Annotated in this window: 17 protein-coding genes, 2 pseudogenes and 1 riboswitch; of the genes and pseudogenes, 13 read left to right on the top strand and 6 right to left on the bottom strand. The window is 40.0% G+C overall.

From position 1 onward, the window contains the following. Positions 1 to 108 precede the first annotated feature (108 nt). The gene (locus tag AC6HZ4_RS16510; RefSeq protein WP_497490723.1) at positions 109 to 1,416 is read right to left on the bottom strand and encodes a CitMHS family transporter; all 1,308 of its coding nucleotides are present in this window, start codon (positions 1,414 to 1,416) and stop codon (positions 109 to 111) included. Between the two features lie 546 nt (positions 1,417 to 1,962). Between AC6HZ4_RS16510 and AC6HZ4_RS16505 the strand changes: the two genes are divergently transcribed. The 3 genes from AC6HZ4_RS16505 (at position 1,963) to AC6HZ4_RS16495 (ending at position 4,521) form a co-directional block, all read left to right on the top strand. Beyond that, complete coding sequence (locus AC6HZ4_RS16505; RefSeq protein WP_497490722.1) at positions 1,963 to 3,579, top strand: ATP-binding protein; 1,617 nt, start codon at positions 1,963 to 1,965, stop codon at positions 3,577 to 3,579. Continuing rightward, positions 3,572 to 4,276, top strand: a complete 705-nt coding sequence (locus AC6HZ4_RS16500) for a response regulator (protein ID WP_497490721.1) — start codon at positions 3,572 to 3,574, stop codon at positions 4,274 to 4,276. Before AC6HZ4_RS16505 ends, AC6HZ4_RS16500 begins: the two co-directional genes overlap by 8 nt. Before the next feature lie 71 nt (positions 4,277 to 4,347). After that, complete coding sequence (locus AC6HZ4_RS16495) at positions 4,348 to 4,521, top strand: hypothetical protein (RefSeq protein WP_497490720.1); 174 nt, start codon at positions 4,348 to 4,350, stop codon at positions 4,519 to 4,521. A gap of 83 nt (positions 4,522 to 4,604) precedes the next feature. On the opposite strand, the gene AC6HZ4_RS16490 is transcribed toward AC6HZ4_RS16495, so the two are convergent. After that, on the bottom strand, positions 4,605 to 5,654 hold the full coding sequence (locus AC6HZ4_RS16490; protein ID WP_497495744.1) for a tripartite tricarboxylate transporter substrate binding protein: 1,050 nt from the start codon (positions 5,652 to 5,654) through the stop codon (positions 4,605 to 4,607). 686 nt (positions 5,655 to 6,340) lie between these two features. On the opposite strand from AC6HZ4_RS16490, the gene AC6HZ4_RS16485 reads away from it, so the two are divergent. From AC6HZ4_RS16485 to AC6HZ4_RS16455, 7 genes and pseudogenes are all read left to right on the top strand, one after another. After that, on the top strand, positions 6,341 to 7,333 hold the full coding sequence (locus AC6HZ4_RS16485; protein ID WP_497490718.1) for a thiamine pyrophosphate-dependent dehydrogenase E1 component subunit alpha: 993 nt from the start codon (positions 6,341 to 6,343) through the stop codon (positions 7,331 to 7,333). An 81-nt stretch (positions 7,334 to 7,414) separates the two neighbouring features. Continuing rightward, a complete protein-coding gene (locus AC6HZ4_RS16480) occupies positions 7,415 to 8,449 on the top strand; it encodes an alpha-ketoacid dehydrogenase subunit beta (RefSeq protein WP_497490716.1) in 1,035 nt (344 codons plus the stop codon). Positions 8,450 to 8,476: 27 nt separating this feature from the next. Beyond that, positions 8,477 to 9,712 (top strand): dihydrolipoamide acetyltransferase family protein, encoded by a 1,236-nt coding sequence (locus tag AC6HZ4_RS16475; protein WP_497490715.1) that lies wholly within the window; start codon positions 8,477 to 8,479, stop codon positions 9,710 to 9,712. A 16-nt stretch (positions 9,713 to 9,728) separates the two neighbouring features. Further along, a complete protein-coding gene (lpdA, locus tag AC6HZ4_RS16470) occupies positions 9,729 to 11,108 on the top strand; it encodes a dihydrolipoyl dehydrogenase (protein WP_497490714.1) in 1,380 nt (459 codons plus the stop codon). Positions 11,109 to 11,214: 106 nt separating this feature from the next. After that, positions 11,215 to 11,367 (top strand): annotated as a pseudogene (locus AC6HZ4_RS16465) (butanediol dehydrogenase); the annotation flags it as partial. Between the two features lie 259 nt (positions 11,368 to 11,626). After that, complete coding sequence (locus tag AC6HZ4_RS16460; protein WP_497490713.1) at positions 11,627 to 13,504, top strand: sigma-54-dependent Fis family transcriptional regulator; 1,878 nt, start codon at positions 11,627 to 11,629, stop codon at positions 13,502 to 13,504. A gap of 133 nt (positions 13,505 to 13,637) precedes the next feature. Further along, positions 13,638 to 14,018: pseudogene (locus tag AC6HZ4_RS16455) on the top strand (ADP-dependent NAD(P)H-hydrate dehydratase); the annotation flags it as partial. A gap of 105 nt (positions 14,019 to 14,123) precedes the next feature. Here the strand turns inward: AC6HZ4_RS16455 and AC6HZ4_RS16450 are convergent. Further along, complete coding sequence (locus tag AC6HZ4_RS16450) at positions 14,124 to 16,145, bottom strand: phospholipase D-like domain-containing protein (RefSeq protein WP_497490712.1); 2,022 nt, start codon at positions 16,143 to 16,145, stop codon at positions 14,124 to 14,126. 260 nt (positions 16,146 to 16,405) lie between these two features. On the opposite strand from AC6HZ4_RS16450, the gene AC6HZ4_RS16445 reads away from it, so the two are divergent. Then, positions 16,406 to 16,576, top strand: a complete 171-nt coding sequence (locus tag AC6HZ4_RS16445; RefSeq protein ID WP_497490711.1) for a hypothetical protein — start codon at positions 16,406 to 16,408, stop codon at positions 16,574 to 16,576. A 158-nt stretch (positions 16,577 to 16,734) separates the two neighbouring features. Then, a riboswitch (cyclic di-GMP riboswitch) is annotated at positions 16,735 to 16,824 on the top strand. 718 nt (positions 16,825 to 17,542) lie between these two features. Here the strand turns inward: AC6HZ4_RS16445 and AC6HZ4_RS16440 are convergent. After that, a complete protein-coding gene (locus tag AC6HZ4_RS16440; protein ID WP_497490710.1) occupies positions 17,543 to 18,451 on the bottom strand; it encodes an NAD-dependent epimerase/dehydratase family protein in 909 nt (302 codons plus the stop codon). A gap of 125 nt (positions 18,452 to 18,576) precedes the next feature. On the opposite strand from AC6HZ4_RS16440, the gene AC6HZ4_RS16435 reads away from it, so the two are divergent. Both AC6HZ4_RS16435 and AC6HZ4_RS16430 read left to right on the top strand, forming a co-directional pair. Further along, on the top strand, positions 18,577 to 18,909 hold the full coding sequence (locus AC6HZ4_RS16435; RefSeq protein ID WP_497490709.1) for a winged helix-turn-helix transcriptional regulator: 333 nt from the start codon (positions 18,577 to 18,579) through the stop codon (positions 18,907 to 18,909). Between the two features lie 232 nt (positions 18,910 to 19,141). After that, complete coding sequence (locus AC6HZ4_RS16430; protein WP_497490708.1) at positions 19,142 to 20,617, top strand: protein adenylyltransferase SelO; 1,476 nt, start codon at positions 19,142 to 19,144, stop codon at positions 20,615 to 20,617. A 333-nt stretch (positions 20,618 to 20,950) separates the two neighbouring features. Here the strand turns inward: AC6HZ4_RS16430 and AC6HZ4_RS16425 are convergent, their stop codons facing one another. After that, positions 20,951 to 21,613 (bottom strand): hemerythrin domain-containing protein, encoded by a 663-nt coding sequence (locus AC6HZ4_RS16425; protein WP_497490707.1) that lies wholly within the window; start codon positions 21,611 to 21,613, stop codon positions 20,951 to 20,953. A 267-nt stretch (positions 21,614 to 21,880) separates the two neighbouring features. Beyond that, the gene (locus AC6HZ4_RS16420; RefSeq protein WP_497490706.1) at positions 21,881 to 21,982 is read right to left on the bottom strand and encodes a LuxR C-terminal-related transcriptional regulator; all 102 of its coding nucleotides are present in this window, start codon (positions 21,980 to 21,982) and stop codon (positions 21,881 to 21,883) included. Positions 21,983 to 22,108: the final 126 nt, after the last annotated feature.

Genomic DNA, 22,108 nt, shown 5'->3' with positions numbered 1-22,108 from the left:
ACCATCCTGATTCAGATATGCACTGAATCAGAATGGTCATTACTTTGTTTTTATATTATTTTCTTAACTTGATGGTATAGAGAGCCTTTTGGAATATGCATTTATCATTTATATTGAAATAACACCTAAAATGATCGCTGCAATAGTCATAACTGTAGTAGTTCCTACCGCCCATTTTAGGGAGAATCGCTGCAAATCTCCAAATTCAGTCCCAACCATACCTACTAATAGATGTGCTGCTGCCACTAAAGGGCTTATTACATGTACAGGTTGACCAAGTATAGAGGCACGACCTATTTCAGCGGCACTAATCCCATAAGCTTGAGCAGCTTCAGCTATAATTGGAAGGACTCCGAAGTAAAATGCATTGTTTGACATGAAGAAAGTGAATGGAGCACTTGCAAATGCTACGATTACTGGTAAATAGGGACCTAATGCGTCCGGGATTAATGAAACTAAAGTAGTGGCCATGGCGTCAATCATTTTTGTACCGGACATAATTCCTGTAAAAATTCCTGCTGCAATAACAATAGAAACTACAGCTACTGCATTGCTCGCGTGGGAAGAGATACGTTTTTGCTGATCTTTTATAGTTGGATAATTGACTAATAAAGCAATTGCAAACGCAACCATAAATAAAATCGCAAGCGGCATAAAATCAGCTATCAAACAAATTAGGAGTGCTACAGTCAAAAGAAGGTTGAACCATACTAGTTTTGGGCGACGATATTCTATTTGTTCTGCTGTTGCGGCTAACTGGGAATATACTTCTTGTTGTTGTGGTATGTATTGCGTTTCTATAACTCCCAATCTCTTACGTTCTTTTTTCCCAAAAACAAATGCTACAAAAATCACCCATAGAAGACCAAAACCCATTACCGGAATGAGGGGAAGAAATAATTCAGAGGCCTCAAGATGTAATGAGCTCATAGCCATGGCAGAAGCGCCTCCCCATGGTGTCATATTCATTACGCCCATTGATAACATAGCCACCGTTGCCAATATTAAAGGGTTCATGCCAAGCCGTTTATAAAGAGGAAGCAAGGATGAAATAGTAATCATATACGTTGTAGTACCATCTCCATCCAAGGCAACAAGCATGGAGAGGATCGCTGTACCTATAACTATTTTTAATGGATCCCCCTTTACAACTCTTAATATTTGAGAAATAAGAGGATCAAACAATCCTGAATCTATCATAAGCCCAAAGTATAAAATTGCAAATAGAATCATAATTGCTGTAGGAGCTATGCTCTTTACACCCTCCAACATCATTGTTCCCATTCCTGCGCTAAAACCGCCAATTATGCCAAATACGATTGGTACGAGCATCAGAGCAACAAGGGGAGTGAGTCGCTTAGACATAATCAAATACATAAAAACTGTAACCATGGAAAATCCTAATAAAGATAGCACTAGTGTACGTCCTCCTTTAATTTATTAACGCTTTCGAATATTGGGGTGTAATAATCCTAACTAGATTGAAGGATGACCCTTTTCAATCTAACTCCTGTAGTATTTGTTCACTTAGATTACATGGAGATCGAGCTAATTACGTACATCCCTATAATTTGATAGCGCTTTCTAAAGTGATCTTAGCACTAATGTTTCTCTATAACTACATAACAAAAATAAGTTTAATTTTTACTATAATTATAGTTTTTTTTATTTTTCTCATGCAAAGCTGCGTTATTGCTGTTACTTCGATTCTAATAATCAGTATGTTCAAGTCTTTGAGATTATTTACGAGTCGCTGGAAGCTTTAGCACCAGAACAGAATGTCTGAATTGTCAAAAACCGACGTTACGGAGGTCATGGCGATTTTTTATGAAAAACTTATAATTTAATACTATGGGTTGATAATGGTTAGTTCTTTTTCACAAAAAGATTAGAATATGACAAACATAGTTATATAATAAAAGTATAGTAATTTATCATGTATGTCAGGAGTCGAGATAGACATTGGAGAAAAAATTTAAAAAACCGCGGTTACTTACACAAATGGTCTTATTTATTTCTATGGTAATTTGCATTACTGTAATATTTGCAAGCGCTATCTTTTCTTCGATGATTGAGGATATAATTAAAACAGCACTTGGTAACCAAGCCATGACAGTAGCAAAGATGACAGCTCAAAAGGAACAAATTATTGAGGCATTTAGGGAACCTGTCCCCTCTTTGATTATACAGCCGATTGCAGAAGAAATACGTAAGTCAACAGGTGCCGGCTATGTTGTAATTGGCAATAAGAAAAATATTCGCTACTCTCATTACAATAAGGAGTATATTGGGAAAGAAATGGGATCAAGCAACAGACAAATTTTTGAAAACAATGCTTCCATTATATATGAAGGGACCGGAATTTCAGGAAAAGCCATCAAGGCAAAAACTCCCATTTATAATAAAGATGGTGTCACAATAGGTGTAGCATCTGTTGGATTTTTAACCTCTGAAGTAGAGAGAAAAATACATACATACCGCCTTAAATTACTTCAATTTTCTGTCTTTATTTTATTGTTTGGTATAACAGGTGCAATTGTTATTGCGAAAAAGGTGAAACGTCTAATTTTTAACCTTGAACCTGAGGAAATTTCCTTTTTGTTTAAGGAAAAACAAGCCACCCTCGAATCAATTAGGGATGCAACGGTGGCAGTAAATCAATACGGCAAAGTAACCTCCATCAACAAACGGGCACGGGAATTGTTAAAATACGACCATATCGAGGAAGACGCAAAAATTGTGCACAGCCGTTTGAACAGGATTATCGAATCGGTCACGACTAGCAAACAACATTTAATTAGTCAAAAAGTTATTTTTGACGATCAGCTTTACGTGGTCGATGCGGCCCCGATTATAGAAAAGAAAAGAACACAGGGAGCTGTTCTGACTATCCGTCCTGTGTCTGAAATTGAGGGGATTTTAGATGAAGTATCTAAAGTAAAAAGCACTTCTGATAATATCCGTGCCCAGAACCATGAGTATTTAAATAAATTAAATACTATCTATGGTTTAATTACCCTCGAACAGTATGATGAGGCACGGGAACTTATTTCAGAAGAAGTGAAAGAACGCCAAGATATTGTTGTATTCCTAACTTCTTCGGTTAAAGATCCTTTCATTGCTGCTTGTCTGCTTGGAAAAATAAATCGGTCGAAGGAATTAAAAGTACAGCTTGAAATTGATAAGGATAGTAATTTAGAGAGTATACCAGCTTCATTAGATACTAAGCTACTTGTAACCATACTTGGGAATGTAATAGACAATGCAATGGAGGCAGCTATCCGGACAAATTCTAATAGAGCATATGTAAAAGTATCTTTTACTGATATTGGAAGTGATCTTATTTTTGATATAGAAGATAATGGGAAAGGGATACCGGAAGAATGGCAAGACAAGATTTTCATGGAGGGATTTACAACAAAGGAAGGAGAAAATCACGGTTTAGGACTAGCAATTGTTAAAAACACCTTGAAAAAATTGAATGGTGAAGTTTTCATTTCTACCAGTGATTCAGGAGGAGCTCAATTTACAATTGTTTTACCAAGAGATGATTTAGGGAGAGGAATACACAATGACTAATGAATTAATCAAAGTGATGATAATAGAAGATGATGAAACAGCAGCAAGAATTTATGAGAAATTCACTCATAAGGTAGAAGGGTTTCAAGTTGTAGCTACTGCAAATACAGGGAAGCAGGCACTCGAAATGCTTCATGTATTTACACCAGATTTAATTTTGCTTGATGTGTTTCTTCCAGATGTGAAGGGGACGGATTTATTATGGGAGATTAGAAAAGCTATAAGAAATGTGGATATTATTATGATCACAGCAGCGAATGATGTTGACACTGTAAGCGAAGCTATCAGGGGAGGCGCATTCAGCTATATTATGAAACCCATTATGATAAACAGATTTCTTGAGGCGTTGGAACAATATAGAGAAAATAGACAAAAACTTGTCAATTTAAAGACTTTAGAACAAGATGATTTAAATGATTTTTTTAGAGTAAAGCCCCGGGAAGAGGTCGTAGCACAGGGAGAACCGGGAGGGAATTTACCAAAGGGCATTGATAAACACACCTTAAAAAAAGTTAGGCAACAGATAAAAGAAATAAATGAAAGCATCAATGCAGACGGATTTGCAAAAATTATTGGAGCTAGCCATTCTACAGGCAGAAGGTATCTTGAATATTTAGTGTCAATCAATGAGATGGAAGTAGAAGTCATGTACGGAATCATTGGACGCCCTGAACGAAGATACCGTAAGAAGGAATAATTATTTGGGTGTATTTAGAAAAGGAAACAGGGAAATTATTTTATAATAAAGCATAGGATGGGGGAACCTCGATGAGGGCAACAGAAGCCTTCATCGGGATTTTGTCTTCACCAGCTCTTCTTTACAAGGAGCATCGATTCGTCAATATCGAATGTTTAATTAAACAAATTTCTTTTATGGAGATTTTCTTTAATTTCTGTTACACCCGCTTTTCAGAACCGCTAGTTCGTTCTGCTGCTGATTAAAATAAAAAGGCGAGAAGAGGAAAACCTATTCTCGCACATCTGGCTAGCTGTCTGCAAAACTAGCTTATTATTACTAAAGAATTTTATTTTTGCATATTTAGTGAAGTGAGAATCTCTTTTATTACCTTTTCCTGTTCCTTCAGGAATGCAGCAAAATCCTTCGAATCCTTATAACCGTCTTCCCAGCCGTTTGATTCTAATACCTGTTTCCATTCTGGGGTTTGGCTCATTTTAGATAATGTTTTATTCCAGTAGTCTACAGCATAATCAGGCATATCTTTTGGTCCGAACAGCCCGCGCCAAATAGTAAACTCTGCATCTATACCTTCTTCTTTATAAGTCGGGATATCGGCATAGATTCCTTTTAGTCTTTGAGGAGAAGAAACACCCAGTACCCGCACCTTTCCCGCCTTTAAATACTCACCTGTCCCAGAAATATCAGTGGCAAGAACATCAGCATTTCCGCCAATTAATGCGGTCATAGCTTCTCCGCCTCCATCATAGGAGACAAATTTAATTTTTGTAGCATCAACTCCAGCTTTTACTGCCGGAAGCATGGCTACTAAATGGTCTTGTGAACCAGGTGCTGAACCTCCAGCTAATGTAATTCTGTAAGGATTTTCCTTTAAGTCTGCAAATAATGACTTTAAATCTTTATATTTGGAATTTGAAGGAACTACGATAGCTCCATAGTCTCTCGTTAATTGTGCCAAAGGTGTTAAGTCTCTAAAAGAATAAGGGCTGTTTCCTTCTTTTTTCAAATTGTTGATTAATAATGGAACAGACGGAAGGTATAAACGGTAAGGATCAGAAGGATCTTGGCTGACAAAATCAGCTAACCCTACGGCTTGTCCCCCGCCAGGTTTATTTTCCACAGTAATAGATGTTTTGGATAACTCAGTTTCCTTCAATACTTTTGATAGAGCACGGGCTGTAGTATCTAGACCACCACCGGCACCGGATGGGGCAGTCAATATAAGAGGCTTTTCAGGATAGGCAGCCGCTTCTTTACTATTACTACTAATTTCTTTCGATGAACTTGTTGAAGAGCCGCTACATGCCGCCAAGCTGAGAGCCAACGTTGCACTGGTAAAAATGCTGCCCCATTTTTTAAAGTTGGTACTAAAAATCATCATTTTTCCCCCTTGTAATCTTTTTTTTGATAACGCTTTCAAAATCATAGCATTCAAAAAAATAGGTGACTAGTTTATGAACATTTATAGAATTATTTACATAATTTTCACTGGAATCGAAAAAAGACTATAAAAAATATGAATTTAATATAAAAAAGGAACAATTGAAATTATAGAGATTATGGCGCTATTGAGATTCGTGCAGCGGTAGATTAATGTAACGGGAAATAATTATTACAACTTTCTAAGGATTTGTTCTTAGAAATTGGAAAAGGATTTCTCTTATTACTTTGAAAGATAACGAATTGGAGTGCTCTCGCATGTTTAGGTATAATCGCTACCGTTTTCATGTCCAAGTTGTCTTGCTTCTAAACAAGATTGGATATTGATTATAGTTTTGCTGCATTCTCCAGATAAACAATTCCTTTTGCATATGTCAGCAAAGGGCATTTTTAAATGGTTGTAATTAGTATATTAGTTCATATATTTATAGAATTACATGGGGGATTTGCTGAAAATGACAGGTAGTGTGTTCAAAACGAGACAAAATGAGACACGTGTCTCATTTTGTCTCGTTTGCTTTTTTTAGGAATAGCTAGATTCCTATTTTTTCGCCTATCTCTATTTGGCACAGTACTTGCAATGTACAAGAGTGAAGAAGGAAAGATGATGGGAGGCTGAGGAGCATGGAAGTCATGCAAAGCAAAGAGAAGCTATTTACTAGGGAGAAGGCTTATTGGATGTACAAAAAGATGCTGGAAATTCGTAAGTTTGAGGATAAGGTGCATGAGCTGTTTGCGCAAGGGATCTTGCCTGGCTTTGTTCATTTGTATGCAGGCGAGGAAGCTGTGGCTGTTGGGGTATGTGCACATCTCAATGACCGTGACAGCATTACAAGCACGCATCGCGGACATGGCCATTGTATTGCCAAAGGCTGCGACTTAAATGGAATGATGGCTGAAATCTACGGTAAGGCTACCGGATTATGCAAGGGAAAAGGCGGTTCGATGCACATTGCGGATTTGGATAAAGGGATGCTTGGGGCCAATGGAATTGTAGGCGGGGGCTTTCCTCTTGCTTGTGGTGCAGCTTTGACAGCCAAGTATAAAAAGACAAGTAATGTAAGCGTTTGCTTCTTTGGCGATGGTGCTAACAATCATGGAACATTTCATGAAGGCATTAATTTAGCTGCAATCTGGAAACTGCCTGTTATTTTCATCGCGGAAAACAATGGTTATGCAGAAGCTACACCATTTTCGTATGCTTCTAGCTGCAAAACGATTGCCGATCGTGCAATCGGCTATGGTATCCCTGGTATTCGCGTAGATGGAAAGGATGTATTGGCTGTTTATCAGGCGGCAGAGGAAGCAGTTCAAAGAGCCCGCCAAGGGGAAGGTCCAACGTTAATTGAATGTGTGACATATCGCAATTATGGTCATTTTGAGGGAGATGCCCAGAAATATAAAACGGAACAAGAGAAGAAGGAGCATAAGCAAGAAAAAGACGCAATTGTTCACTTTAGAAAATATTTATTAAGCCAACAGCTGTTTGCTGAAAATGAATTGACAGCCCTAGAGGCTTCAGTTGAAGAGGCAGTTAAAGAAGCGGTGAGCTTCAGTGAGGAGAGCTCGTATCCGGATGCATCTGAACTTTTAACCGATGTATACGTATCGTATTGAGTTAATGCCCTTCCCTGCTTCTCTGAGGCTGGGGAAGGGGGCTTCTTTCAGAAATTTATACAATTTGAGGAGGAGAAAAATATGGCAAGAACATTAAGTATGTCTGGCGCGATCAATGAAGCAATGAAAATTGCTATGAGAAAAGATGAAAATGTCATTCTTATGGGGGAAGATGTAGCCGGCGGTGCCCAGGTTGATCACTTACAGGACGATGAAGCATGGGGCGGGGTACTTGGTGTCACGAAAGGACTGGTTCAAGAATTTGGACGCGAACGAATTTTGGATACTCCGATTGCGGAAGCAGGCTATATGGGAGCAGCAATGGCAGCCGCATCAACTGGACTGCGGCCAATTGCAGAATTAATGTTTAATGACTTTATCGGAAGCTGCCTCGATGAAGTGTTAAATCAAGGAGCGAAATTCCGATATATGTTTGGGGGAAAAGCCCAGGTGCCAGTTACAATCCGAACTATGCACGGGGCCGGATTCAGAGCTGCAGCCCAGCACTCTCAAAGCTTATACGCATTGTTTACGAGCATTCCAGGGCTTAAGGTTGTAGTGCCGTCTACACCTTATGATGCGAAAGGATTGTTGCTTGCAGCCATTGAAGACAACGATCCGGTCATCTTTTTTGAAGATAAGACACTTTATAACATGACAGGGGAAGTGCCGGAGGGATATTACATGATTCCTTTAGGAAAAGCCGATATTAAACGGGCAGGATCGGACTTAACCGTTGTGGCAATTGGGAAGCAGGTGCATACTGCACTAACGGCTGCTAATCAGCTTGCTGCAAAAGGTATTGAAATGGAAGTAATCGACCCGCGAAGCTTGTCACCGCTTGATGAAGATACGATTCTGGCTTCTGTAGCCAAAACGGGCCGGCTTATTATTATCGATGAAGCCAACCCAAGATGCAGCATTGCTACCGATATCGCTGCTTTGGTTGCAGACAAAGGTTTTGACACTCTTGATGCACCGATTAAAAGAATTACAGCACCGCACACACCTGTGCCATTCTCTCCTCCGCTTGAAGATATATATCTTCCTACACCTGAAAAAGTGGTGGAGGCTGTATCAGAATTATTGGGGGATGCGACGCTTTTACGCATCTAAACTGACAAACGAAAGGGGAGAAGAAAAATGGCTGTAGAGGTCGTAATGCCGAAATTGGGGATGGCTATGAAGGAAGGGACTGTCTCGATTTGGAACAAGCAGGCCGGAGATCCGGTAGAGAAGGGCGAGCTTATCGCCAGTATCAATTCAGAGAAAATTGAAATGGAAATCGAATCCCCGGCAGAAGGGGTAATTTTAGAGATTATCGTACCAGAGGGACAAGGCGTCCCTCCAGGTACAGTCATATGTTATATCGGCCATGCAGGTGAAAAAGTTGTAGAGGTTGAGCGGAATTTGCAAACAGCCAAAACAGAAGCAGCTGTTGCTGTAACAGAAATCGAACAAGCATCGCCTGCCATTCAAACAGCCGTAAAAGAAAGAGTCAAAATCTCGCCTGTAGCCCGAAAAATGGCGGAGTCTGCTAATTTGGATATTGGGAAGATTCAGGGAACAGGTCCAGGAGGCCGTATTACAAAAGAGGATGTTCAAAAAGCGATTGAAGATTCTTCCCGAACTGGACATGAAATCAGGGAAGAGAAACAAGTGAATGATAAGCTGGTTAGCCGCGTTGATCAAGTACAACGGCTTCCAATGACTGGAATGCGGAGAGTAATTGCCGAGCGGATGCAGTATAGCTTGCAGGCAAGCGCCCAATTAACATTAACGATGAAGGTAGATGTAACAGATTTGATTGCTATGCAAAAACAAATAGCGGAAACAGCCCAAACACATTATGAAATAAAGCTGACCGTTACGGACTTTGTTGCCCGCGCAGTTGTACTTTCCCTGCAAAAGCATAAGCAAATGAACAGCGCTTATATGGATGATCAAATACATGTTTTTGATGCTATTCATCTTGGAATGGCTGTCGCTCTCGATAAAGGATTGGTTGTACCTGTGATTCGGAACGCCCAAAATGACTCATTAGTCAGCTTATCTAAAAATATTAAGGATGCTGCCTACAGAGCGCGGCAGGGACAGCTTAGTTCCGATGAGATGACCGGCTCAACGTTTACGATTAGCAACCTGGGAGCTTATGGAGTCGAACATTTCACCCCGATATTGAATCCGCCCGAAGCAGGGATTCTTGGTGTTGGAGCTGCTTATGACACACCTGTTTATAAAGGAGAAGATTTACAGCGCAGAACGATCATGCCGCTCAGCTTAACATTTGATCATCGGGTATTAGATGGAGCGCCGGCTGCCGCGTTTTTACGTACCGTTAAGCAATATTTAGAAGAGCCAATTTTAATGCTTTTATAGGAAGAAGGTCGATTGTATGACAACTGTAGCTGTAATTGGGGGCGGACCTGCAGGATATGTGGCGGCAATTACTGCCGCCCAGCAGGGGCAACACGTTATCCTCATTGATGAAGGCCAATTAGGAGGAACCTGCCTAAACGAAGGGTGTATACCTACAAAGTCATTACTAGAGAGTGCTGAAATATACGACACCGTCAAACGGGCTGAGGAATTTGGTGTAAGTCTCTCATCCAGCCATATAGGAATCAATTGGATGCAGGTTCAGAATAGGAAAAATAAGATCGTCCAAGCGCTTGTGCAAGGCATAGGCTATTTAATGAAAAAGAATAAAGTCGAAGTGATAAAAGGGCGGGCTTCCTTTCAAACAGATTCCCGCTTATGTGTAAGAAATGAAGGCAGGGAGAGTGTAATTGAAGCTAGTCGCTTTATCATTGCTTCAGGATCTGAACCAATCAGTTTACCATTTGCCCCCTTTGATGGGGAATGGATTCTTCATAGCGGACAGATCATGTCCCTTCCTTCTATTCCTTCTTCCCTGCTCATTGTAGGAGGAGGGGTCATCGGGTGCGAGTTTGCCAGCATTTACAGCCGGATGGGAACGAAGGTCACTATCATAGAGATGGCTGACCAAATTTTACCTAGTGAAGACAAAGATATCGCGGCTTTCTTACATAAAGAGTTAGAGAAGGAAGGGGTAATAATCCGTACTTCTACTTTTTTAAAAGATTTGAATTATGCTAGAAGGCAGATCATTCTTGAAAATTCCAATGGGATTGATGAGTTAGCTGCTGATTGCGTGTTGGTGTCCATTGGAAGAAAGCCGAGAGTTGCGGAGTTAACTTTGCAGAATGCTGGTATCATCTACTCGCAAAAAGGGATTATGGTGAATGAACAGATGCAAACAAATATCCCGCATATATATGCTTGCGGTGATGTGACCGGCGGTATTCAGCTTGCGCATGTCGCTTTCCATGAAGGGACTGTTGCTGCCTTAAATGCCTGTGGTAAAGAGGAGAGCGTGAATTATAGATCTGTTCCTCGCTGCATTTATACGTCACCTGAAATTGCAAGTGTCGGTTTGACGGAAAAGCAAGCAAGGAACGATTACGGTGATATTAGAGTTGGGGAATTTCCATTCGCTGCAAACGGAAAAGCTCTTATACTGAATAAGCCAATCGGAAAGGTAAAGGTGATAGTGGAACCCCAACATAATGAAATCCTCGGCATTTCAATTGTAGGTCCGCATGCTACTGAGTTAATTGGACAAGGGGCAGTTATGCTTCATGCGGAGATGACGGTGGACGTAATGGAGGATTTCATCGCGGCACATCCAACTTTATCCGAAGCAATTCATGAAGCAGTGCTCAGTACAGCTGGTCATGCTGTACATGCTTGATAAAGGTGAAATGTTAGGAATCATTCAAAAGGGGAACACCTCCTTTTGAATGATTTTAGGGAGACAGTTCCTTTATAGATTCATTTTTTCAGGAAACTAGTAACTTCCGCAAGTAATTCAACTTATTGCCAACAATCAAATCCAAGCATCAGAACTTGTCACTAAACATATCAAATTAGATGATATCGTTTCTGAAGGATTTGAAGCATTAACACAGAATAAGAGCCAAATTAAGATATTAGTTAGCCCAACTCTGTAAAAATTTTTGTCCGTAGAAGTACCTTGCAGAAGCAAGTTGCGTTCTATCAATCTCATTTTCGCTTCGCGTACCCTTTTGCGCGGAGCTTTTTATATGGAAAAATTTTATTGAAAGCGATTTCGTTATCATCTATAATGATGAAAATACTCCGCATTATAACCTGATTTTTTCCTCATATTATTCATTCTTTTCCTAGTCAAACAATCTGTAAGAAAATCCAAATTATGCGAAATGATAAAATGGTTAGGAGGATAACAGTATGATTGGGACAGCCTGTTATTTAAATACGTGGAAGCGCTTTGTAAGTGAAGGAGTACTTGATGAATCTCGTTTAAACAAACGAATTATGGAATCATGGTATCGTTGTAAAAGCAATGATGTGAATCCGCATTTACATAAAGGACCGCATATTTTACCCGAGAATTTACTGGCTGCTCAAAAGGAGAAGAGTTCTTTTTTCCTTGATATTGCTTTGCCTCATTTGGATAAAATGAAGGGGATGATTGAGGATCTAAGAATGATGGCTTTATTGGTTGATCCAGATGGGTATGTGCTATCCTTGACAGGGAATCGAGGTGTTCTACACGATGCAAGGAAGATTAATTTTACTCAAGGTGTTCGATGGACGGAGGGAGAAGTAGGGACGAATGCAATTGGAACGGCGCTGCAAATTGGAGAAGCTGTTATGATCAGCGGAACGGAGCATTATTCTGTTGCATCCCATGGCTGGAGCTGTTCAGCAGCCCCGATTCGCAATGACAATGGCGAGTTGCTGGGGATTATTGATATTTCTTGCCCGCTCAGCCGTACCCATCCTTTCATGCTAGGGATGGTCTCTTCCGTTGCACATGCGATTGAACGGGAATTAAGCGTAAGGGCGCGCCAAAACGAATTGGAACTCGTTCATAAAAGTATGGACTTGCTTGAGACGGACAAGCCGATTGTTGTATGCAATGAGCAAAGGATAATAGTTGCTGCAAGTAAATCAGTGCGTTCTAGAATACGTAACTGCCTTGGCATGAAGGCTAGTGAACTATTACAATATGGATTTGTCGTTCGGACAGAAACCCCTCTATACTCAGATCTGCATAAAAATAGAATTGGAATGTCCTCACTGTTATCTGAAGTAACGACTAGCAGCACAAATAAGATGCTTATCCCTTCCTTTTCCTCCAAGACGTTCCGCTTTGAAGGAGAGGTTGGTACGAGTGACACCTTTAAGTATGTTTTACAAGATATAAAGCGCGTGGCTCCTACAGACGCGAGCGTTTATATATTAGGAGAAACCGGAACGGGGAAAGAACTAGTAGCAAAAGCGATTCATGAAAATAGCTCACGTAAGGACGGCCCATTTATCACAATCAATTGCGGAGCTATTCCAAAGGAACTAATGGAAAGCGAACTATTTGGCTATGTGGAAGGCGCATTCACGGGGGCAAAACGCAAGGGGTATAAAGGGAAATTTGAACAAGCAAACAACGGCACTATTTTTCTTGATGAGATTGGGGAAATCCCTCCATCCATGCAGGTTGCGCTATTGCGTGTTTTGCAGGAACGCAAGGTGATTCCGATTGGCGGAACCAAAGAAATCCCTTTGAATATTCGGATCATTACCGCTACTCACCGTGACCTTTCCCAGCTTGTGAATGAAGGAACCTTTCGTCAGGATTTATATTATCGTCTCCATGTGTATCCTATATATGTACCTCCTTTACGGGAAAGAAAGGAGGATATTCCTCACTTAGTAAGATACTTTTGCCAAAGGAATAATTGGAACATAGAGTGGCCTAATGCATTTTTTGATAGATTAATGGAATATAATTGGCCGGGAAATATAAGGGAATTGTTCAATGTGTTAGAACGGGTACATATTGTGGCATCGGATGTAACAGCAGATCAATCCCAAACACTTATGTTATTGCATGTACTGGATACCCACACCAGATTGAATGCCTCATCCAATATTGAACTAGAAAGAACAAGCACTGGGGCTCAATTGACATTCCGCGAAAAAATTCAAAAAGACTTGATGATCGATGCTTTACAAAAGGCAAAAGGGAATGTTTCCTTAGCTGCAAAATTACTGGATATTCCAAGAAGTACATTTTATAAAAGGATGCAGAAGTTTAATTTATAAGGACCTCTGGGGAAGGATTGATCACAGTTAGCAGAGGTTTCTTAGTTCGTTTCAATTGAAATTATTCCAACGCTAGGAACACAGTATAATTACTGCTTCTAGCGTTTTTTATTTGCTGTGATTCAGCCGTTTAACTGGCTTGCCAACAGCTAGGATTCAGGAAAAACGAATAAAACTGGCCGCTGAATATGCAAGAAGCAATGGAGTCATCGTTGTCTTAAAAGGCCATTTCACGGTAATTGCTTTTCCTGATGGCACAGGGATTATAAATCCAACAGGCAATGCCGGATTGGCAAAAGGGGGAAGCGGTGATACGTTAACCGGAATGCTGCTTGCAAGTATTGGAACGCACGAAGACATAAAAGCAGCTGTAGCAAATGCGGTATACATCCATGGCGCTTGTGCTGATGAATGGGTGATATCAAGAGGCCAACAGACATTAACTGCCCATGATTTCAGCGATCTTCTTTCGATGGTTTGCTATCGGTTCGAGAATGGACAGTCTCATCCATAAAAAATGGAAAATAGGTAAAAAAGGATGACAGAAAAATAATTCTCCCATCCTTTTTTTACTTTTTAGAACTTCCTGCAAAGATTTTTAGTAAGATGAAAACTTCTTTTACGGGATAACCCCGCCAGCTTGCTTATAACGAGCATAAAACTCTTGAACAAATTGATTCGTTATAGATGGATCGTGAATAATTAACATATTTTCATCGTTTACACTATTTCCGTTATTACTCCAGTTTGTTGAACCAACAATGACAGTAGGGTCACTAGTGGTGTCTGCATCGACAATCATCGTTTTGCTATGAAGCTTTCGAACTTCAGCACTCTCCAATACAGGAGCTGGGTTGGCCCATCGAGTATTTGGATTATTTACACTTACTTGGGCAGCCGTTTTCCCAAGCATATCTACACTGGCTGACCACCATTGATTCCAAAAGCTTGTTTCAAATACACCTTTAATGTCAAAACCTGTACGAGTTCCCTCTAAATCATTATAAGAGCCTTCCCATTTGTATTTCAGCTCATCTACTAATTGCTGATCGCTCCATGCAAAAATAGAGAAATACGCATTCATATTTGCCTCATTTCGAATGAGCTCTGCCATTCTTCCGACAGCATTGTCACCAGCTGAAAAGTAGATTTCGACCCTTTTGCCGTTAATGGTAATGTTATGTGTCGTATTGTCTGTTTTGCGTGTGCTGAAGTTAGAAATCACCGGATCTGGGTTTAAAAGACCAGATCCCCACATCTCATTAAATTCAACCTTATAAATGCCAGCAAGCTGCGGCCAATTCACCTCGACCACATGATTTTGATTTCCATCTAAAATCCCTTTTTCCATATTTTCATCGGATCCATAAAGACCTGTTACCGTGAAATTCCAGGTTCCTGTAAATACCCACTTGTCATCAATAATGGCAAATTTATTATGCATCTGATTATCTGGACTATAGTAGCTGCCTGCTGACTTAGATTCAGCGTCTACAAACAAACGTCCTGTAACAGGACTGTTTCCTACCGTAACAGTTACTTCCTTAATATCAGAAGCGGATGAAGGGAGACCTTTGCTAATACGTTTTGTGCTATCCAAAACCGCAAACATAGGGGAATCTGAAAAAACAATAATATCATCTAATGTCCCAATTATCCCATCTTGTCCACGGACCATTTTTTCTACATACAATCGCATCGTTTCAAAGCGTTCAACATAACTTGGATCAGCTGAGTTTTTAGAATCTGCAATCACACGAACGTCAATACCAGCTGCAGCTCGCTGAATTAATGTATCAACAACACGAGGCAGGTTAATTTCATATGCTGCCAAATCAATACTTTTTGTTGCAGCATTTAAACGCTTTATTAAAATATCCTCAAAGTTCACATTATAATTAGCTTCATTACCAGTCGTAGCGTATTGAGGGAATGCACACTTATTAAAATAAATATTAATGGCTCCTTCAACTTCAGATACTTGGTTTATATGCTGAGTTGTATCGTTACAAATATTGGTGGCTGAAGGTGCAGGTGTCGTTGTAGAACCACCAGCATCTGGTGAACCGCTGCCATCCGCAGCTGTTGAGTTGATCCCTTTAGGAGTTCCGAATCCACCTATATAGCTATTAATGGCAGTTGCCCAATTTGAAGATTGGGTTCCTAACACACTTGTATTAATTCGTTCCATTGTTGCTTTTTTAACATTATCTCCTGCATACCACGTGTCCACCTCATCAATTAAGGTTCCTGCTTCATCAGTAAGTTTAAGATGTTCCCCAGTATTACCTAGTGCACCACTGTAGATAAGATCCGCTGTTATACCAGGTACTGCTAGATCATCCGTTTTTTCTAATAAAAAATAACCGTGTGCAGGAATTGTGCCGGATAGAGCTATAGAGGGAGCTCCATCAGCTGCTGTTAATTGCCAGCCTGTTAACGAGATACTGCTGCTAGAGTTATTATATAACTCAATCCATTCATCACTATAATTGCTTGTAGTCCCCATCCAAGCAACTTCACTGATTACAACGCTTGATATGGCCGCCGCATCCACTTTCGGTGCAGGGGTCATGAATGTTGGCAAAAGAAGAGAAAACAAAAGAAATAATGCCGAAAAAATTGTATAAACCTTTTTCATCTTATAACCTCCTTTTTAATAGATTGTACATTCATATTATAGAATGAGAATTTTGTAGAAATATGTTGTAATTGTAAATTTTAAACAAAACGAATCTATTAGACTAGTTAATGTTTTTTAATGGTTAAGGAATGCATACTTAGTTGTTACTTTAGGGGAATTGGATGAAACTAGAAAGCTGATATAAAGTACATAAAAATGCAATTGCAAGCATACTCTTCGGAAGTGGCAAAGGTGTAAAAAATTTGAGGGGGATTTATATGGAAACAAAGCTTAGTGCATGGATCTCTAGATTGTTAATGCTTGTACTCTTAATCTTTTTTTACAACACCGGAAACTTTGGGAGAGGACTTGCCTTAGCCTTTTGCGCATTAGCTGCATTCTTTGCAATCGCATCGAGGCTGACTCGTAGAAACAAGAGAAAGGAGTGATGTTGAGGAATGAGTGAATGTATACTTGGAGGAGTTCTTTCTATTAAAAATTTGATGAAACTTCATTTCATTAAATCAACAACAATGGGACATAATACCATAGCACAAGCGAGGTTTTTGTATTAAAATTTAAATCGGTTTATGAAAATTAAGATATATGAATAAAAAGGAAAACTCGTTGAAAGGTAAGGACGCAAAGCTATGGGTCTAAGATTTTAGAAGAGAACTATGACTGCCAAGCTACCGTAATAAGAGATTTAGGCGGCTATTCATTAGAAGGGCTGCCTTTATTTGTAAAGGAGGGAATAGCAGTAAATGATGAGGAGTATAAGGAGATAGCTTTTCCTGTAAGAGGCAGGAAGGGTTTTTATTTTGATCCATTGTGCGGCTTTATTGAACGTATGCATGAGGAAACTAAGCTGCCAGAAACTCTCTTATGTGTGAAAGAATAATAGAATTACAATGGGTAACCATCCGCTTAGTAAATTTTGAATGATAGTATCTTTCGGTCTCATAATTAGGTGGGGTATATTGCTGAGGAGTTACAAGAACTACTGAGTAAATTTAAGGTTTAATTTTCTTGTCTTTTGAATGGAAGTAATAATGGTGATTTAAAAACTTGACAATAAACATGGTTATATTTTTATATTTATATATCATTTAGGAAGTTTCCTCAATTCCTTCTATGATATAATCCCTTCTAGGGAGACACAGGATTCAAACCCCTGCAGTCTACTTAGAAGGGATTATTTTTTAGGAAGAAAGCAGATAGAAAATCATATATATGCAAAGAGATTTAACAGATCTCCGAAAGAATTCCCCTTCTTCAAGCCTGTGAAGGGAGCAGCCCAAGGGTAAGGAGGGGTCATTCACTTTGTAACAGAATTATTGTGAGATAAGCTCATGGTGTTTTTGTGGAAAGAAATACCATTCTTCTGGGCGGCTTTGTAGTTTATGAACAAGCTCCTAAGTCAGCAAGTCTCTTACTGAAGCTTCCACCGCATTGGTTAAAGAATATCCTGTATGAAATCCTAATTTTCTTATCTTGTTGTCATTCCAAATTCTATTTACTGTAAAAGTTTTCACCATTATTGTTTGCTCAGATGTCGGCAATTGAACAATTTTAGCATTTCTGCCAGTTACCTGATCAATTTCTTCCTTTAATTGATACCAAGTTGTATCAAATCCTTTAAGTAAATAAACCCCATTATCATCCTTCGGTTTTTCGTAAGTTCCTAACCATTCCATTGCCCTTCCAATATCTCTTGTATCTATTAAAGACACTTTAGTATGACCATTTCCAATCATCGGAAATTGATCATTAGTATAAGCGGTAAATAGTCTTGAAAAAAATGATTTAACGTCTCTAATTCCAATAGTACTTGCTGGACGTAAAATGATTGTTTCAATTCCATGCTTTCTTCCTGCTTCTTCAATTATTTTTTCCCTTTCTATCCCTACTCTCTGTATTAGATATTCAGGGTGTGAAATATAGGATTCGTCAATAGGTTCATTACTTTTGAAATCATAGATTACGATCGTGCTTAATTGAATAAAACGGGATATTCCCTGTAAAACGGCTGAATCAATAAGCGTCTTAGTCAACTGTATTTCTACTGGAGCATTCAAGCTGTTTTGTGTATGTAGATTTGCATCCGCTGTACAGTTATAAACAACTTCATTCCCTTCTATAGCTTTTCCTATAGCTAAGGAATTAGAAAAGTCAACCTTAACAATATTGACCCCTAAACTTTCTAAAAAGGTTATGTTACTTGTTTCGCGAACAGCCACTGTTACTTGATGGCCAGCTAAATACAATTGTTCAACTACATGACTGCCAATAAATCCAGTACCTCCAAAGACAATTGCTTTCATTCTTTTCATCCCCCCATTATTTACTAAAGGATCGTTTAGAACTATAATAAATGAAGTGCTATATTTATAAAAGTACGGTTATTTTTTATAGTTACTATCAATAATGATAGTGGGAGGCTAATGAGATGTATGATGAACAGGATTACCAAAAATGTCCTATTGAAAAAACTATGAATGTTATCGGGGGTAAATGGACATTTCTCATTTTAAGGAACATTTTTTATGGACCGCAGCGGTTCGGGGAGTTACAGAGGTCTTTAAAAGGCATCAGTCCAAGAACACTATCTATGCGATTAAAAGAGCTGGAGGAGGAGGGGATCATTATTCGAACTATATATTCAGAAATACCTCCGCATGTGGAATATTCTCTTACCGAAAAAGGGCAATCCCTTCGTCCGATTTTCGAAGCTATGAAAGCATGGGGAAATTCGTGGGATGTGTTAGGGCAGAAGCAATAATGAATCTTATCAAAATTACACATTATGGGCAGCCCGAATACAGAAAATCCAACACTTGATGTGATATTTTGTGTCGAAAAGGTATAATAAATTGGAAGAAGTAGACATTAAAAAGGGGCTGTCTCGTGTTGATACATAAAGTAGATAACTAAAAATATTATAGAATGCCTATGCTTTTTGTTTTATGTAAAAGAAAACCTGGGATATAAAAAGAAAGAAAAAGGGAGATACCATGACAAAAAGAGAAGAACCAGTAGAAACAGGATGGAATCTAGATAACAGCTATGCCCATCTGCCGAAATCATTTTTTAGCCGTCTTAATCCAACCCCTGTACGCTCACCGAAGCTGATGATTCTGAATGATTCGTTGGCAACATCTCTGGGGTTGAACGTCCAGGAGCTGCAAAGCAATGATGGCGTCGAGGTGTTTGCCGGCAACCGGATTCCCAAAGGCGCTTTGCCCCTTGCGCAAGCTTACGCGGGGCATCAATTCGGGCATTTTACGATGTTAGGGGACGGCCGGGCTCTGCTGCTTGGCGAGCAGATTACTCCCCAAGGGGAGCGGGTTGATATTCAGCTCAAGGGTTCAGGTAGAACGCCATACTCCCGCCGGGGCGATGGCCGAGCGGCACTTGGGCCGATGCTACGCGAATACATCATCAGCGAAGCAATGCATGCGCTTGGGATTCCTACTACCCGTAGTCTAGCAGTAGTAACAACCGGTGAGTCAGTAATTCGCGAAACCGAACTTCCTGGTGCAATTTTGACCCGCGTGGCTGCCAGTCATCTGCGCGTTGGTACCTTTCAATACGCTGCAGCATGGGGCACTGACCAAGATCTCCGGATCTTGGCTGACTATACATTAAAGCGCCATTTTCCAGACGTTGAAGCTGATGAGAACCGCTATCTTTCGCTGCTTCAGCAAGTAATTAAGCGGCAGGCCATGCTGATTGCAAAATGGCAGCTGGTGGGCTTTATCCATGGGGTAATGAACACCGACAACATGACTATTAGTGGAGAAACCATTGATTATGGTCCTTGCGCCTTCATGGATGCCTATGACCCGGCAACAGTATTTAGTTCCATTGATACTCAAGGCCGCTATGCCTATGGGAATCAACCGTATATTGCTGGGTGGAATCTCGCGCGATTTGCTGAAGCACTATTGCCGCTGCTGCATGACGATCAGGAGCAGGCACTCGAACTGGCTCAGGAAGCAGTGTCAAATTTTATTGAATTGTATCGTCAGAATTGGCTCGCGGGAATGAGAACAAAACTGGGACTATTGAACGAAGAGCCGCAGGATGCAGCTCTTATTGAAGACCTCCTCAGTATGATGGAGAAATATCGTGCGGACTATACTAATACCTTCCGCGTATTAACTTTTGATACGCCGAAGGATACAGTCCTGTTTGGGACCTCAGAATTTACTCAGTGGTATGAGCAGTGGCAGGCGAGACTAAGCAGGCAGCAGGAACCGAAAGCCTCCTCGCACCAGTTAATGCGGAACTCTAATCCCGCGGTAATCCCTCGCAACCATCGGGTAGAAGAGGCGCTGGAAGCTGCAGTGAAACAAGGAGACTACAGTGTGATGGAACGGCTTCTTTCTGTTCTTTCAAGCCCTTACGCACACTCCCCCGAACAGGCTGATTACTGTACACTGCCTGCGCCATCAGCCCGTCCTTACCGCACCTTTTGCGGCACCTGATATAGAAGCAGTAGGGATTGAAGAATAATGAACTATATCTTGGTTTTAAAAATTAATGATTCCATAAAACAGGCGCTTCCCGCTAAGATGGGCAGCGTCTTTTTCTAATTGCTGCAGCTGTATTAAGCTAAAGAGAAAACCTGTTAAATCATAAAACGGCGTTGAAGCCTGTTTCCAATACAGATACAAAATTCGAAACTAAGTTTGTGAAGCCTAAAGTCTTCATTATCGCTATGATTTAAGGTATCATCCTTCATAGAACTTCCGTAACCGAACGGTACGTACGGTGGCGTGAGAGTTCAGGGATGAGTCATTTCCTCCTGCTCGATTGTGCTATTTGATTAACTTTGCTCTTACATTACTCCATTCTTGTGGCTGCAGCAAGGTTTCGAAAAGGCGGCACATATCCTGAAATACCGGGTCGGGTGCTGTTTGCTTTAGGTTTTTTAGCATCATTGTCTGTTCCTGAATGTTTAAGGCTGGGATCATGTACCGTTGGAAATTAGCTTGAATGTGCGAAGGAACATTGTTACGAACTTTTAAGCTCACTGCTAAAAGATCTTCATCATTGAAAGCTTCCCACAAGACTGGCATCGCAGCAAATTCTTCATGGTAGAGGTGCAGATAATAATCGCCGACAAATCTGTTTAAATTTCCAACGAATAATTGCCATGTATCTGGTAAAATCGTAGATGTGTTAGCCATTGCTTCCACATCTTTCTCCAACTCTTTCAAATATTTATCAGATCTTTGATGCTGCATCTCCAATTCTTGGCCTATTTTCGGAGAACATTGATCAATAAGTGGTTGAATAAAAGTATCCTCATCGTTCGCATGCTGGTGAAGCATGAGGGCAATTTGCCTAAATTCATGGAAAAATTTTTTCTTTTCATCCTTATTGGTAATATCTAGCTTCCCGGCAGTCCATACCATGTTCTGAAGTGCATGTCGCAATCCTTTGTGTATGAGGGTAAACAAGTTAAAGCGAGTAGTCATTTCCTTTCATCCTCCTTTTTATAATTCCCTTTTAGTTTAGAGAATGAGCGGCGGTTGCGGTATCGGTTGATGTACGTATTTTAGCTATTTATTACATTTACAAATAGGATAAAATTCCCTGAAACAGGGGAAAAAGGATGAATAATTAATGTATCATAATGCTGCATCCCCTAAAGCTCTACATTTTACTATCTATCTTCCTCTAAGCTGACTATCTTTTTGACAAGTTGAGCTTTTTCCTTACCCCCAATTTTTCATAGATGTTACTTAAATGTTTTTTATTGTAATCTCGCTTACATATAGATGTTTTGCGATTTCATTATTGGTAAGTCCTTTTAGTACCCATTTTATATCCAGCACTCCGGGCATGCGGAGTGCTGTTCATTGCGTGTAAAGAAAGATTAATAAGAGAATCTGCTTGTATTTTAATTTGCCTTCGTCTTGTGCGAAGATTATGTATAAGCCCTGGTTGAGTATGTAGAAATTTTTTTTTCG

The sequence above is a fragment of the Ectobacillus sp. OTK genome (assembly GCF_059698935.1).
Note: the sequence above shows the minus strand (reverse complement) of the source record. Positions and strands in the feature narration are given on the sequence as shown.

Excerpts from the sequence above, each read along its gene's own strand:
- AC6HZ4_RS16490 (WP_497495744.1), bottom strand. The coding sequence starts at position 5,654 with ATGATTTTTAGTACCAACTTTAAAAAATGGGGCAGCATTTTTACCAGT.
- AC6HZ4_RS16450 (WP_497490712.1), bottom strand. The coding sequence starts at position 16,145 with ATGAAAAAGGTTTATACAATTTTTTCGGCATTATTTCTTTTGTTTTCT.
- lpdA (WP_497490714.1), top strand. The coding sequence starts at position 9,729 with ATGACAACTGTAGCTGTAATTGGGGGCGGACCTGCAGGATATGTGGCG.
- AC6HZ4_RS16460 (WP_497490713.1), top strand. The coding sequence starts at position 11,627 with ATGATTGGGACAGCCTGTTATTTAAATACGTGGAAGCGCTTTGTAAGT.
- AC6HZ4_RS16445 (WP_497490711.1), top strand. The coding sequence starts at position 16,406 with ATGGAAACAAAGCTTAGTGCATGGATCTCTAGATTGTTAATGCTTGTA.
- AC6HZ4_RS16425 (WP_497490707.1), bottom strand. The coding sequence starts at position 21,613 with ATGACTACTCGCTTTAACTTGTTTACCCTCATACACAAAGGATTGCGA.
- AC6HZ4_RS16430 (WP_497490708.1), top strand. The coding sequence starts at position 19,142 with ATGACAAAAAGAGAAGAACCAGTAGAAACAGGATGGAATCTAGATAAC.
- AC6HZ4_RS16485 (WP_497490718.1), top strand. The coding sequence starts at position 6,341 with ATGGAAGTCATGCAAAGCAAAGAGAAGCTATTTACTAGGGAGAAGGCT.
- AC6HZ4_RS16500 (WP_497490721.1), top strand. The coding sequence starts at position 3,572 with ATGACTAATGAATTAATCAAAGTGATGATAATAGAAGATGATGAAACA.
- AC6HZ4_RS16420 (WP_497490706.1), bottom strand. The coding sequence starts at position 21,982 with ATGCCCGGAGTGCTGGATATAAAATGGGTACTAAAAGGACTTACCAAT.
- AC6HZ4_RS16435 (WP_497490709.1), top strand. The coding sequence starts at position 18,577 with ATGTATGATGAACAGGATTACCAAAAATGTCCTATTGAAAAAACTATG.
- AC6HZ4_RS16475 (WP_497490715.1), top strand. The coding sequence starts at position 8,477 with ATGGCTGTAGAGGTCGTAATGCCGAAATTGGGGATGGCTATGAAGGAA.
- AC6HZ4_RS16440 (WP_497490710.1), bottom strand. The coding sequence starts at position 18,451 with ATGAAAGCAATTGTCTTTGGAGGTACTGGATTTATTGGCAGTCATGTA.
- AC6HZ4_RS16480 (WP_497490716.1), top strand. The coding sequence starts at position 7,415 with ATGGCAAGAACATTAAGTATGTCTGGCGCGATCAATGAAGCAATGAAA.
- AC6HZ4_RS16495 (WP_497490720.1), top strand. The coding sequence starts at position 4,348 with ATGAGGGCAACAGAAGCCTTCATCGGGATTTTGTCTTCACCAGCTCTT.